Genomic DNA, 13,094 nt, shown 5'->3' with positions numbered 1-13,094 from the left:
CCTCCGTTCACTGGGACACCGCCGCGGCGATGCCGGCAACGCCTGCGATCACGAGCACGCCGGTCAGGATCATGGCGGCGTACGAGCGGGCGTAGCCGTTCTGCATTCCGCGGACCTTCTCGCCCACCTGGGTGACGGTCGCCCCCAGGCCGAGCCAGCCGCCGTCGACCACGGCCTTGTCGCCGTAGACGAGCGAGCGGGTCAGGACCTGGCCGGGGAGCATCACGAGCGTCTCGTTGGTGGCGTCCTGGAACAGGTCGCGGCGGGCCGCGCGCGTCAGCAGGCTGCCGCGCGGCGCCGTCACGGGGACGCGGGACACCGCGTACTGGCGGAACGCGAGCAGGGCCGCGCCGATCACCAGGACGTGGGTGAGGATCACGAGCGGCCAGAACGGGATGACCGGCTCGCCGTGCTCGGCGTGCCCCGTCACCGGCTCGAGCCACGTGGTGAACGTGCCGCCCACGGCGAGCAGCCCACCGAGCGCGACCGAGCCGATCGCCAGGATGATCATCGGCACCGTCATCAGCGCCGGGGACTCGTGCGGGTGGTGGTCGTCGTCCCAGCGGCGTTGGCCGCCGAACGTCATGAAGAACAGGCGCGACATGTAGAAGGCGGTGATCGCGGCGCCCACGAGGGCCACCGAGCCGAACAGCCACGCCCGCCAGGGCTGGCCGTCCACAGGGACGAACGCCGTCTCGATGATGCCGTCCTTGCTCCAGAAGCCGGAGAAGGGGAAGACGCCGAGGATCGCGAGCCAGCCGAGGCCCATGGTGATCCACGTGACCGGGAGGAACCGCGAGAGGCCGCCGAAGCGCCGCATGTCCACCTCGTCGTCCATGCCGTGCATCACCGAGCCGGCGCCGAGGAACAGGCCCGCCTTGAAGAAGCCGTGCGTGAGCAGGTGGAAGATCGCGAAGCCGTACCCGACCGGGCCGAGGCCTGCGGCGAGCATCATGTAGCCGATCTGCGACATCGTCGAGGCGGCGAGCGCCTTCTTGATGTCGTCCTTGGCGCAGCCCACGACCGCCCCGAAGATCAGGGTCACCGCGCCCACGCAGACCACCACGAGCTGCGCCGTGGGCGCCGCCTCCAGGATGGGCGCGCTGCGCACCATGAGGTAGACGCCCGCGGTCACCATGGTGGCCGCGTGGATCAGGGCGGAGACCGGCGTGGGGCCGGCCATCGCGTCGCCGAGCCACGCCTGCAGCGGGAACTGCGCGGACTTGCCGCACGCCGCGAGGAGGAGGCAGAGGGCGACGGCGGTCCACGTCGCGGTGCTCGCGCCGACGCCGGAGAGCTCGCCCGCGGCTGCCGGGAGGACGTCCGCGAACTGGACGGAGCCCACGTTCGCGAAGATCAGCGCCATCGCCGCGATGAGCCCCATGTCGCCCACGCGGTTCATGACGAAGGCCTTCTTGGCCGCCACCGCGTTGGGCCGCTTGTGGTCCCAGAAGCCGATGAGCAGGTACGACGCCAGGCCCACGCCCTCCCAGCCCACGAACAGCAGCAGGTAGGAGTCCGCGAGGACGAGCGTGAGCATCGCCGCGACGAACAGGTTGAGGTAGGCGAAGAACCGCCGGCGGTGGGGGTCGTGCGCCATGTACGCCACCGAGTAGACGTGGATGAGGGTGCCCACGAAGGTCACGAGCATCACGAACGTCATCGACAGCGGGTCGAGGCGCACCCCGAGGTCCACGTCGAGCCCGCCCGCGGACAGCCACGTCCACAGGTGGTGGTCGACGACGCGCTCCTCCGCGGGCGTGCTGATCATCGCGAACAGCAGCACGAACCCGGTGACGGCCGCGGCCGTCGACGCGGCCACGCCGAGCCAGTGGCCCCAGCGGTCGGTGGCCCGGCCGCCGAGCAGCAGGACCGCCGCCCCGAGCAGCGGGAAGCCGACGAGCCAGGGCGCCAGCCCTATCACGTTCTCCATGTGCCTCAGCCCTTGAGCAGGTTGACGTCGTCGACCGAGGCCGACCGACGGGTACGGAAGATCGTCACGATGATCGCGAGGCCGACGACGACCTCTGCGGCCGCGACGACCATGACGAAGAACGCGAGCACCTGGCCCGTCACGTCGCCGTGAACACGGGCGAAGGTGACGAAAGCGAGGTTCGTGGCGTTGAGCATGAGCTCCACGCCCATGAACACCACGATGGCGTTCCGGCGCAGCAGCACCGTCGTTGCGCCGATCGCGAAGAGGATGCACGCCAGGACGGCGTAGTTGGTGATCTCCACGTCAGGCCTCCCGGGCCGGCAGGGTCGGCGTGCTGTCGGGGTCCTGCCCGGCGGGCAGCCCGGCGGGCGGGCCGACGGCGTCTCCGCTCGTGTCGGTGCCCACGATCGCGGCCTCGGCGTCGAGGAGAGCGGTCACCGACCGCTCCTGGCCACGGATCCGCAGCACGCGGGGGACGGACTCGGGCACCGGCCGGCCGGCCGGGTCGAGGGCCGGGGTGTCCATCGCGTTGTTCTGCGCGTAGACGCCCGGCGCGGGCAGCGGCGTGAGCGACACGCCCTCGGTGAGGGCGCGGACGCGTGCGTCCGCGGTGGTGCGCTGCGTGCGGCGCGTGGTGAGCTGACGGCGGTGCGTCAGCACCAGCGCGCCCGTCGCCGCGGTGACCAGGAGCACGCCCACGGCCTCCATGGCGAGCACGTAGTCGCCGAACAGGACGCGCGCCAGCGCCACGGGGTTGGTCACCGCGTTGGCCGACTCCAGCCCGACGGGCGACTGGAAGGTCGCCTGCGCGACGACGCCGGTCAGGACCACGGCGAAGCCGAGCCCGAGGAGCACGCCGATCCAGCGCTGGCCCTTGATGGTCTCCGTCAGGGAGTCCGACGCGTCGACGCCCACGAGCATCAGCACGAACAGGAACAGCATCATCACGGCGCCCGTGTAGACCACGACCTGGACGACGCCGAGGAACGGCGCCTCCTGCGCGACGTACATGATCGCCAGGCTGATCATCACGAACACGAGGCACATGGCGGCGTGCACGGCACGGCGCACGAACAGCAGCCCGAGCGCGGCCAGCACCATCAGCGGTGCCAGGACCCAGAAGAGCATCGTCTCGCCGCCCGAGACCTCCAGCCCGGGGGTCATGCCGTCACCTCGCGCGTCTCGCGCCCGTTGCGGACGGAGCCGACGGCGGCCGCACCGGCCGCGCGCTCGGCCTCACCGGGGCCGTGGTCAGGACGGAGCTCGTGCTGCAGCGGAGCCGGGACGGGCGCCGTGCCCGAGGCGACGGCGTCCGCGGCGTCGAGCGTGGGGTCGTCGGGCCGGTGCTCGCGCACCCAGGCGACCTGCGCCGCCGTCGCGCCGACGACGTCCCCGCGGTAGTACTCCGTGGCGGTGGTGCCATCGGCCATGGGGTGCGGGGCCGCGAGCATGCCCTCGGCGAGGGGAGCGAGCAGGTCCTGCTTCTCGTAGATCATCCCCGCGCGGGTGTTGCCCGCCAGCTCGTAGTCGTTCGTCATCGTGAGCGCGCGCGTGGGGCACGCCTCGATGCACAGGCCGCAGAAGATGCAGCGCAGGTAGTTGATCTGGTAGACGCCGCCGTACCGCTCGCCGGGGCTGATGTGCACCGGCACGCCCGAGCCGTCCTGCGGGAGGGCGGCGTTGTCGGCGCCCTCCACGTAGATGGCGTCGGCCGGGCAGGCCCAGGCGCACAGCTCGCACCCGATGCACTTCTCCAGGCCGTCGGCGTACCGGTTGAGCTGGTGGCGGCCGTGGAAGCGTTGCTGCGGCGCCACCTTCGCGCGCGGGTACTGCTCGGTGACGACCGGCTTGAACATCGACGACAGCGTCACCCCGAAGCCCGCGACGGGCGCGAACAGCTCCTTGATCGGCCCTGCCTTGGGCCTGATGGGTTCGTACGTGTCACTCACCGGTGACCCCTTCCTTCTGCAGGTCGTCCGCCTGGTGTTCCTGGTCCGGCTCGTGCTCGAGCGGGGCACGGCGGCCTCGCGGGGACGGCGGAAGCTTCTGGCCGGGCAGCGGCGGGACCGGGTACCCGTCCGCGAACGCGTCGAGCACGGCCGACTCGTCGGGCTTCTCGGGCCTCGCGCGCTCGGGCCAGAGCCAGATCGCGAGGAAGGCGATGCCGCAGACGATCACGATGACGACGAGCGTGTTCTCGAGCGGCACCTCGGCGACCCGGCGGGCCCACTGCATGACGGCCACGACGACGGCGAACGCCAGGGCGACCGGGATGAGCACCTTCCAGCCGAAGACCATGAACTGGTCGTACCGCAGGCGGAGGAGCGTGCCGCGGACCCAGACGAAGACGAACATGACGGCCCAGAGCTTCACCAGGAACCAGAGGATGGGCCACCAGCCCTCGTTCAGCATCCCGTCGCCCAGGGCCGACAACGGCCAGGGGGCACGCCACCCGCCCAGGAAGAGCGTGACGCAGACCGCCGAGACGTTGAGCATGTTGATGTACTCCGCGAGGAAGAACCACGCGAACTTCATCGACGAGTACTCGGTCATGTACCCGGAGACCAGCTCGCCCTCGGCCTCGGGGAGGTCGAACGGGAGCCGGTTGGTCTCGCCGATCATCGAGATCACGTAGACCACGAACGCCGGGAAGAGCGGGATGAACCACCAGAGCGGCGCCTGCGAGGCGACGATCTGCGACGTCGACATCGACCCCGCCATGATGAAGACGCTCACCAGCGCCAGGCCCATGGCCAGCTCGTAGGAGATCACCTGGGCGGTGGACCGCACCGCGCCGAGCAGCGGGTAGGTCGAACCCGACGACCAGCCGCCCAGCACGATCCCGTAGACACCGAGCGAGGCGCACGCCAGCACGTAGAGCACCGCGACGGGGAAGTCCGTGAGCTGCAGGGGCGTGGTGAAGTCCGTGAACGGGATCGTCACCTCGGGCCCGAACGGGATCACGGCGAACACGAGCAGCGCGCAGAACACCGAGATCATCGGCGCCAGCAGGTAGGTCACACGGTCGGCCCGCGTGACGTTGACGTCCTCCTTGAGCAGCAGCTTCATCGCGTCGGCGAGCGACTGGAGCAGGCCGACCGGCCCGTGCCAGTTGGGACCCGGCCGCACCTGCATGCGGGCCACGACCTTGCGCTCGAACCAGATCGCGAACAGCACGCTCGTGAGCAGGAAGACCACGATGAGCACGGCCTTGACCAGCGAGACCCAGATGTTGTCCTGCGAGAAGTCTGCGGCGACCCCGGGGATCATGCCTCGCTCCTCTCCACGCGGACCAGGTCACCGGGAACGGCGCCCAGGGTGTCGTGCACGCGGCAGCCCGCGGAGGCCAGTGGGACCCAGACCACCCCGTCCACCATGTCGGCCACCGCGACCGGCACCGTGACGGAGCCGCGGTCGGTGGCCAGGGTGACCGTGTCGCCGTCGTACACGTCGAACGAGGCGGCGGTGGCCGCCGACATCCGGGCGACCGCGCGCTTGGCCGTGCCGGCGAGGAACGCCTCGCCGTCCTGGCCGCGCGCGTCGTCGAGCATCAGGCGCCAGGACGCGAGGACCGCGTGACCGGGCGCGACCACGGGCGGCTCACCCGCCTCGCCGCCGGGCGCGGTGGCCCGCAGGCCCGTCCAGGGGCCGGGCGCCGCCACCGCGAGGTGCGCCTCGACCGGCGTCGCGGCGCCGAGGGAGGTGCCGAGCTGCGCGGCCAGGACGTCGAGGACGCGGTGGTCGGGCAGCGCGGACGAGTCGAGGGCGGCCGGGAAGGCGCGGACACGGCCCTCCCAGTTCCAGTACGAGCCGGACCGCTCCACGGGGGGAGCCACCGGGAGCACCACGTCGGCGTACCGCGTGGCCTCCGACGCCCGCACCTCGAGGCTGACCACGAAGCCCGCCGCCGCCAGGGCACGGCGCGCGTGCGCCGGGTCCGGGAGGTCCGCGAGCTCGACGCCGCCCACGAGCACGCCGCCGAGCGCGCCCACGGACAGCGCGTCGAGGATGCCGGTGGTGTCGAGCCCGGGCTCCGCGGGGATCGAGGTGCCGGTGAGACCCCAGGCCGCGGCGATCTCCGCGCGCGCCGCCGGGTCGGTGACCGGCCGGCCGCCGGGGAGGAGGTTCGGCAGGAGGCCCGCCTCGACGCCGCCACGCTCGCCCGCACGACGCGGGATCCACGCCAGCCGGGCGCCGGTGGCCTCGGCGAGCGCGAGCGCCGCCGGGTACGCACCCGGTGAGCCCGCGAGCCGCTCGCCCACGAGGATCACCGATCCGGGCTGCGCGAGAGCCTCGATCTCGGGGCCGAGCAGGGCCGAGCCCGCCTCGGGCGGCAGGAGGCCGCCGGTGAGGCGGGTCCGTAGGCCGTCGAGCCACTCGGCCTCGGTGCCGGGCGCTGCTGGCAGCAGCGTGCCGTGCATCCGGTCGAGCCCGCGGGAGGCGTACGGAGCCACGGCGAACACCTTGACGCCGTGACGCTCCGCGCCCTTGCGGAGGCGCAGGAACGTGACCCCGGCCTCCTCCTCGGCCTCCAGGCCGACGAGCAGCACCGCCGGGGCCTTCTCCAGGTCGCCGAAGGTCACACCGACGCCCGTGCCCGCCACGGAGTGGGCCAGGAACGCGGCCTCCTCCGCGGAGTGCACGCGGGCGCGCTGGTCCACGTCGTTGGTGCCGAGCACCGTCCGGGCGAACCGCGACCAGGCGTACGCGTCCTCGACGGTGAGGCGGCCACCGGGCAGCACGCCCACGCCACCGGCCGTGCGCGCGGCCGACAGGCCGTTCGCGGCGACCTCGAGCGCCTCGGCCCAGGAGGCGGGCCGGAGCTCGCCCTTGGTGCCGTCCTCGGCCACGTCCCGCACCAGCGGGGTGGTCACGCGGTCCGGGGCGGACTGCCACGTGAAGGCGAAGCGGTCCTTGTCGGTGATCCACTCCTCGTTGACCACGGGGTCCTCGCCAGACAGGCGGCGCATCACCACGCCGCGGCGGTGGTCCACGCGGATCGCCGAGCCGCACGCGTCGTGCTCGCCGATCCCCGGAGTCGACACGAGGTCGAACGGCCGGGAGCGGAACCGGTACGCCGCGCTGGTGAGCGCACCCACCGGGCAGATCTGCACGGTGTTGCCCGAGTAGTAGGAGGAGAACGGCTGGCCCGACGTGTCGGGGTACGCCTCGCCCACCGGCCGGTCCACGGCCGTGCCGCCGCGCGCGTCGCCGTCGAGCACGTCCACGTCGTAGCGGCCGATCTGCTGCTCCGCGCCGCGGAGCTGCAGGGCGATGAACGTGTCCCCCGCGATCTCCTCGGTGAACCGCGTGCAGCGCTGGCACAGCACGCAGCGCTCGCGGTCGAGGAGGATCTGCGTGGAGATCGTCACCGGCTTGGGGAACCGGCGCTTCACGTCCTGGAACCGGGAGTCGGCGCGGCCGTTCGACATGGCCTGGTTCTGCAGGGGGCACTCGCCGCCCTTGTCGCAGACCGGGCAGTCGAGCGGGTGGTTCATGAGCAGCAGCTCCATGACCCCCTGCTGCGCCTTGTCCGCGACGGGCGACGTGACCTGCGTCTTGACGACCATGCCGGGCGTGGCCTCGAGCGTGCACGACGCCTGCGGCTTCGGCATGGGCCGCAGGTTGCCCTCGCGGTCCGGCGTGGCGACCTCGACGAGACACTGGCGGCACGCGCCCGCGGGGGCGAGCAGCGGGTGGTCGCAGAACCGCGGGATCTGGATGCCGGCCTGCTCGGCGGCGCGGATCACGAGGGTGCCCTTGGGCACCGCGAGCTCCACGCCGTCGACGCTGAACGTGACCAGGTCCGGCTTCTGGACCGGGCCCGGCTCGGCGGCGGCCGGCTTGGGGGTGGTGACGGTCATCGGTGACCTCCGGCGCCGGCGAGAGCCGGCGTGCGTGCTGACTTGGGGGTGTACAGGAACAGGGCGGCGGCGCTCGGGTCGAACGGGCAGCCATGCCCGTCGACGTGCGCCTGGTACTCGTCCCGGAAGAGCTTGATCGAGCTGGTGACGGGCGAGGTGGCTCCGTCACCGAGGGCGCAGAACGCCCGGCCGAGGATGTTGTCGCACAGGTCCAGGAGCAGGTCCATGTCCCCGTCGGTGCCCTCGCCCGTCTCGAGGCGGTGCAGCACCTGCTTCATCCAGTAGGTGCCCTCGCGGCACGGCGTGCACTTGCCGCACGACTCGTGGGCGTAGAAGTCGGTCCACCGGCTGACCGCGCGCACCACGCAGACCGTCTCGTCGAAGATCTGCAACGCGCGCGTGCCGAGCATCGACCCGGCCGCACCCACCGACTCGTAGTCGAGCGGGGTGTCAAGCTGGTCCGCCGTGAAGATCGGCGTCGACGACCCGCCCGGCGTCCAGAACTTCAGCTCGTGGCCCTCCCGCATCCCGCCCGCGAGGTCGAGGAGCTCGCGCAGCGTCACGCCGAGCGGGGCCTCGTACTGGCCGGGCCGCTGCACGTGGCCCGACAGCGAGAACAGGCCGTGGCCCTGCGACTTCTCCGTGCCCATGGCGGCGAACCAGTCGGCGCCGTTCTTGATGATGCCCGGCACGCTCGCGATCGACTCCACGTTGTTGACCACCGTGGGGCGCGCGTACAGACCGGCGACCGCCGGGAACGGCGGCTTGAGCCGCGGCTGCCCGCGGAGCCCCTCGAGCGAGTCGAGGAGCGCCGTCTCCTCGCCGCAGATGTACGCGCCCGCGCCGGCGTGGACCGTGACCTCGAGGTCGTAGCCGGTGCCGAGCACGTCCTTGCCGAGGTACCCGGCGGCGTACGCCTCCTCGACGGCGGCCAGCAGACGCCGGTACACGTGCAGCACCTCGCCGCGCACGTAGATGAACGCGTGGTGGCACCCGATGGCGTAGCTCGTGATGATCACGCCCTCGATCAGGTGCTGCGGGCTGGTCAGCATGAGCGGGATGTCCTTGCAGGTACCCGGCTCGGACTCGTCGGCGTTGACCACGAGGTAGCGCGGGCCGCCGTCGGGCGGAGGCAGGAAGCCCCACTTCATGCCCGTGGGGAACCCGGCGCCTCCGCGGCCGCGGAGGCCGGAGTCCTTGACCGCCTGCACCACGGCGCCCGGCTCCATCGCCAGGGCGGCGCGCAGGCCGTCGTAGCCGCCGGCCGCCTCGTAGGTGCTCAGCTTCCAGGACCGCTCCGCGTCCCACGTGTCCGTGAGGATGGGGGTGAGGGTCATGACTGGCCTCCCTTCCCTGCATCGGGCTTCGCCTCGGGCGTGCCGGGCTTGCCCTCGGGCTGCGTGTCCGACGGCGTGGTGGGCTTGCGCGCGGCCGACGAACCGGCCTCACCCGTCTTCGGCGCTGTCTGGGCGACCGGGGCCGCCTCCTCGGCGGGTGCGGCGGCGGCGTCGGGCGCCGTCCAGCCACGCTCGCGGGCGATCCGGAGGCCCGCGAGGGTCGGGTCGCCCGTGCCGGTGTCCTCGTCGGCGCGGCCGTCGGAGAACCCGGCCAGGACCCGGCTCATCTGCTTGAACGAGCACACCGAGGCGGCGCCACGGGTCGGGGCCACGTCCTCGCCGGCGCGCAGCCGGTCCGCGAGCGCCGTCGCCGACGCGGGCGTCTGGTTGTCGAAGAACTCCCAGTTGACCATCACGACGGGGGCGTAGTCGCAGGCGGCGTTGCACTCGACGCGCTCGAGCGTGATGGCTCCGTCGTCGGTGGTCTCGTCGTGGCCTACGCCGAGGTGGTCGGCCAGCTCGTCGAAGATCGCGTCGCCGCCCATCACCGCGCAGAGCGTGTTGGTACAGACGCCCACGGTGTACTTCCCGTTGGGGTGGCGCTTGTACTGGGTGTAGAAGGTGGCGACCGCGGAGACCTCGGCGGCAGTGATCCCGAGCCGCTCGGCGCAGAACAGGATGCCGTCGCGGCTCACGTAGCCGTCCACCGACTGCACCAGGTGCAGCATGGGCAGCAGCCCGGACCGGGGGTCCGGGTAGCGGTCGGTGATCGCCTGCGCGTCGGCGATCAACTGCGCGAGCGTGCCCTGGTCCAGTCGCTTGTCGTAGCCCGTCCGGGTCGGCTTCGCCGCCCCCGGGCCTACGACCATCGGGTCGGCCGTCATCGGTCCACTCCTCCCAGCACGGGGTCCAGCGACGCGACGGCGACGACGACGTCGGCCACCTGGCCGCCCTCGCACATCACCGAGACGGCCTGGAGGTTGTTGAACGAGGGGTCGCGGAAGTGCGCGCGGTAGGGGCGCGTGCCGCCGTCGGACACGACGTGGACGCCCAGCTCGCCGCGCGGGTGCTCCACCGTCTGCCAGGCCTGGCCTGCGGGGACGCGGAAGCCCTCGGTGACCAGCTTGAAGTGGTGGATCAGGGCCTCCATGGAGGTACCCATGATCTTCCGGATGTGCTCCAGGGAGTTGCCCTGGCCGTCGCCGCCGATCGCGAGCTGCGCGGGCCACGCGATCTTCTTGTCGGCGACCATCACCGGCGCGCCCGCGGAGGCGTCGAGGCGGGCGAGCGCCTGCTCCACGAGCCGCATCGACTGGTAGCACTCCTCGATGCGGAGCACTGCGCGGGAGTAGCAGTCGGCGGCCGTGTCGGTCGGCACGTCGAAGTCGTAGGTCTCGTAGCCGCAGTACGGCGCCTGCTTGCGCACGTCGTACGGCAGGCCGGTGGACCGGAGGACCGGGCCGGTGATGCCGAGCGCCATGCAGCCCGCGAGGTTCAGCGCGCCCACGTCCACGAGGCGGGCCTTGAAGATCGGGTTGGCGATCATGAGGTCGGCGAGCTGGCCCAGGTAGCCGCGGACGCGCTCCATCGCGGGCCGCGCCTGTGCCGCGAAGTCGTCGGGCACGTCGATGGCGACGCCGCCCGGGCGGATGTACGCGTGGTTCATGCGCAGGCCGGTCACCGCCTCGAAGAGCCGCAGGATCTCCTCACGGGCGGTGAACGCGACGGTCATCACCGTGGTGGCGCCCATCTCGTTCCCGCCGGTGCCCAGGCAGATCAGGTGCGACGAGATCCGGTTGAGCTCCATCATCAGGACCCGGATCTCCGACGCGCGCTCCGGCACGTCGTCCGTGATACCGAGGAGCCGCTCGGTGGCGAGGCAGAAGGCCGCCTCCTGGAACAGGGGCGCCACGTAGTCCATGCGGGTGCAGAACGTGGTGCCCTGCGTCCACGTCCGGTACTCCATGTTCTTCTCGATGCCCGTGTGCAGGTAGCCGATGCCCGCGCGGGCCTCGGTCACCGTCTCGCCGTCGATCTCGAGCATGAGTCGCAGCACGCCGTGCGTCGACGGGTGCTGGGGACCCATGTTGACGACGATGCGCTCCTCGCCCACGGCCTCGCGGGCGATCTCGTCCCAGTCGCCGTCGCCGAACGCCTCGAAGGCGCGGACGGTCGAGGCCTGGTCGTCGTCGGCGCCGCGGGTCGCGTGAGGGGTAGCAGTGGGTGCACTCACGAGTAGGACCTCCTCGTGTCCGGCGGGGGCACGGTGGCCCCCTTGTACTCGACGGGGATGCCGCCGAGGGGGTAGTCCTTGCGCTGCGGGTGACCCACCCAGTCGTCGGGCATCTCGATGCGGGTCAGCGCGGGGTGGCCGTCGAAGATCAGGCCGAAGAAGTCGTACGTCTCGCGCTCGTGCCAGTCGTTCGTGGGATACACGCTCACCGTCGACGGCATGTGCGGGTCGGCGTCCGGCGCGGCCACCTCGAGGCGCAGCCGGCGCCCGTGCGTGATCGACACCAGGTGGTACACCGCGTGCAGCTCCCGGCCCGTCTCGTGCGGGTAGTGCACGCCCGAGACCCCGAGCGACATCTCGAAGCGCAGGTCCTGGTCGTCGCGCAGCGCCTGGCAGACCGGCACCAGGTGCTCGCGGCGCACGTACAGCGTCAGCTCCACCTGCGGCGCGTCCGGCGTCGTGGCGCCGTGGCGGTCGACGACGACCTTCTCCACCGCGTCGTCGTACGCCAGGCCGCCCTCGGCCAGGACCTCCGCGAGGACGTCCACGACCTCGTCGAACCAGCTGCCGTACGGGCGGGCCGACGGACCGGGCATGACCACAGGGGCCACCAGGCCGCCGTAGCCGCTCGTGTCTCCGGAGTCGCCCACGCCGAACATGCCCTTGCGGACCTCGACGACCTCCAGCTGCGTGGCCCCGGCGGGAGGCGCGACGACCTCGCCGCCCGGGCCGCCGCCGTCGGGCACAGACGCACCGCTCATCGCAGGAGCCCCTTCATCTCGAACGTGGGCGTCGCCTCCAGCGCGGCGGCCTCGGCCGCGGCCGCCGCCTCGCGGCGGTTCACGCCGAGCGGCGCCTGCTGGATCTGGTCGTGGAGCGCGAGGATCGCGTTGATCAGCATCTCCGGGCGCGGCGGGCAGCCGGGCAGGTAGATGTCGACCGGGAGGATGTGGTCCACGCCCTGGACGATCGCGTAGTTGTTGAACATGCCGCCGCTGCTCGCGCACACGCCCATCGAGAGCACCCACTTGGGCTCGCTCATCTGGTCGTACACCTGGCGCACCACCGGAGCCATCTTCTGGCTCACGCGGCCCGCGACGATCATCAGGTCGGCCTGGCGCGGCGAGGCGCGGAACACCTCCATGCCGAACCGGGACAGGTCGTACCGCGGCGCGCCGGCGGCCATCATCTCGATGGCGCAGCACGCCAGGCCGAACGTGACCGGCCACAGCGACGCCTTGCGGAGGTAGCCGGCGAGATCCTCGATCGTCGTCAGCAGGAAACCTGATGGAGCTTCTTCGACACCCATTGCGCTTCCTTACTCGCGGCGCCTTTCCGGCGCCGCACTAGTCAGACCCAGTCGAACCCGCCGCGTCGCCACTCGTAGACGAACGGGACGGTGATCAGCGCCAGGAAGCCCAGCATGGCCACGAGCCCGAACGTCGCGAGGGTGGTGAAGTCGACCGCCCACGGATAGAGGAACACCACCTCGATGTCGAAGACGATGAACGTCATCGCGACGAGGTAGTACTTGATCGGCAGGCGCCCGCCGCCCGTGGCGTGCGGCGTCGGCTCGATGCCGCACTCGTACGCGTCGAGCTTGGCGCGGTTGTAGCGCTTGGGGCCGATCACGGCGCTCGCCGCGACCCCGCCCAGCGCGAGGACTGCCGCCACGGCCATCAGGACCAGGACGGGGACATAGGGGTTGGTCATGCTCGGATCTC

12 protein-coding genes are annotated in these 13,094 nt (G+C 71.9%); all 12 read right to left on the bottom strand.

The genetic code is table 11. From position 1 onward, the window contains the following. Nucleotides 1-7: 7 nt before the first annotated feature. The 12 genes from nuoL to D1350_RS02385 are packed head-to-tail and all read right to left on the bottom strand — an operon-like array spanning nt 8 to nt 13,083. Nucleotides 8-1,933 carry an NADH-quinone oxidoreductase subunit L gene (gene nuoL, locus D1350_RS02440; protein WP_125773463.1) on the bottom strand — a complete coding sequence of 642 codons (1,926 nt, stop codon included), beginning with the start codon at nt 1,931-1,933 and terminating at the stop codon, nt 8-10. A gap of 5 nt (nt 1,934-1,938) precedes the next feature. Then, nucleotides 1,939-2,238 (bottom strand): NADH-quinone oxidoreductase subunit NuoK, encoded by a 300-nt coding sequence (nuoK, locus tag D1350_RS02435; RefSeq protein WP_125773461.1) that lies wholly within the window; start codon nt 2,236-2,238, stop codon nt 1,939-1,941. A 1-nt stretch (nt 2,239) separates the two neighbouring features. Next, nucleotides 2,240-3,100, bottom strand: coding sequence for an NADH-quinone oxidoreductase subunit J (locus D1350_RS02430; RefSeq protein ID WP_125773459.1), 861 nt, complete (start codon nt 3,098-3,100; stop codon nt 2,240-2,242). Continuing rightward, nucleotides 3,097-3,885, bottom strand: a complete 789-nt coding sequence (gene nuoI, locus D1350_RS02425; protein ID WP_206074392.1) for an NADH-quinone oxidoreductase subunit NuoI — start codon at nt 3,883-3,885, stop codon at nt 3,097-3,099. The genes D1350_RS02430 and nuoI overlap by 4 nt, the downstream gene beginning before the upstream one ends. Further along, a complete protein-coding gene (gene nuoH, locus D1350_RS02420) occupies nt 3,878-5,206 on the bottom strand; it encodes an NADH-quinone oxidoreductase subunit NuoH (protein WP_125773455.1) in 1,329 nt (442 codons plus the stop codon). Before nuoH ends, nuoI begins: the two co-directional genes overlap by 8 nt. Continuing rightward, the gene (locus tag D1350_RS02415) at nt 5,203-7,800 is read right to left on the bottom strand and encodes an NADH-quinone oxidoreductase subunit G (RefSeq protein ID WP_125773453.1); all 2,598 of its coding nucleotides are present in this window, start codon (nt 7,798-7,800) and stop codon (nt 5,203-5,205) included. Before D1350_RS02415 ends, nuoH begins: the two co-directional genes overlap by 4 nt. After that, complete coding sequence (nuoF, locus tag D1350_RS02410) at nt 7,797-9,137, bottom strand: NADH-quinone oxidoreductase subunit NuoF (protein WP_125773451.1); 1,341 nt, start codon at nt 9,135-9,137, stop codon at nt 7,797-7,799. Before nuoF ends, D1350_RS02415 begins: the two co-directional genes overlap by 4 nt. After that, entirely contained in the window at nt 9,134-10,021 is an 888-nt protein-coding gene (gene nuoE / locus D1350_RS02405) for an NADH-quinone oxidoreductase subunit NuoE (protein WP_170180906.1), read from the bottom strand. Before nuoE ends, nuoF begins: the two co-directional genes overlap by 4 nt. Next, nucleotides 10,018-11,370, bottom strand: coding sequence for an NADH-quinone oxidoreductase subunit D (locus tag D1350_RS02400; protein WP_125773449.1), 1,353 nt, complete (start codon nt 11,368-11,370; stop codon nt 10,018-10,020). The genes nuoE and D1350_RS02400 overlap by 4 nt, the downstream gene beginning before the upstream one ends. Beyond that, nucleotides 11,367-12,131 (bottom strand): NADH-quinone oxidoreductase subunit C, encoded by a 765-nt coding sequence (locus D1350_RS02395; protein ID WP_125773447.1) that lies wholly within the window; start codon nt 12,129-12,131, stop codon nt 11,367-11,369. The genes D1350_RS02400 and D1350_RS02395 overlap by 4 nt, the downstream gene beginning before the upstream one ends. Continuing rightward, nucleotides 12,128-12,679, bottom strand: coding sequence for a NuoB/complex I 20 kDa subunit family protein (locus tag D1350_RS02390; RefSeq protein WP_125773445.1), 552 nt, complete (start codon nt 12,677-12,679; stop codon nt 12,128-12,130). Before D1350_RS02390 ends, D1350_RS02395 begins: the two co-directional genes overlap by 4 nt. A gap of 41 nt (nt 12,680-12,720) precedes the next feature. Further along, nucleotides 12,721-13,083: an NADH-quinone oxidoreductase subunit A gene (locus tag D1350_RS02385; protein ID WP_125773443.1), complete on the bottom strand. Its 363-nt coding sequence runs from the start codon at nt 13,081-13,083 to the stop codon at nt 12,721-12,723. Nucleotides 13,084-13,094: the final 11 nt, after the last annotated feature.

This window comes from Antribacter gilvus, from assembly GCF_003946865.1.
Taxonomy (GTDB): domain Bacteria; phylum Actinomycetota; class Actinomycetes; order Actinomycetales; family Cellulomonadaceae; genus Antribacter; species Antribacter gilvus.
The sequence above is the reverse complement of the archived record's forward strand: the minus strand, read 5'-3'. Positions and strand labels throughout refer to the sequence as shown.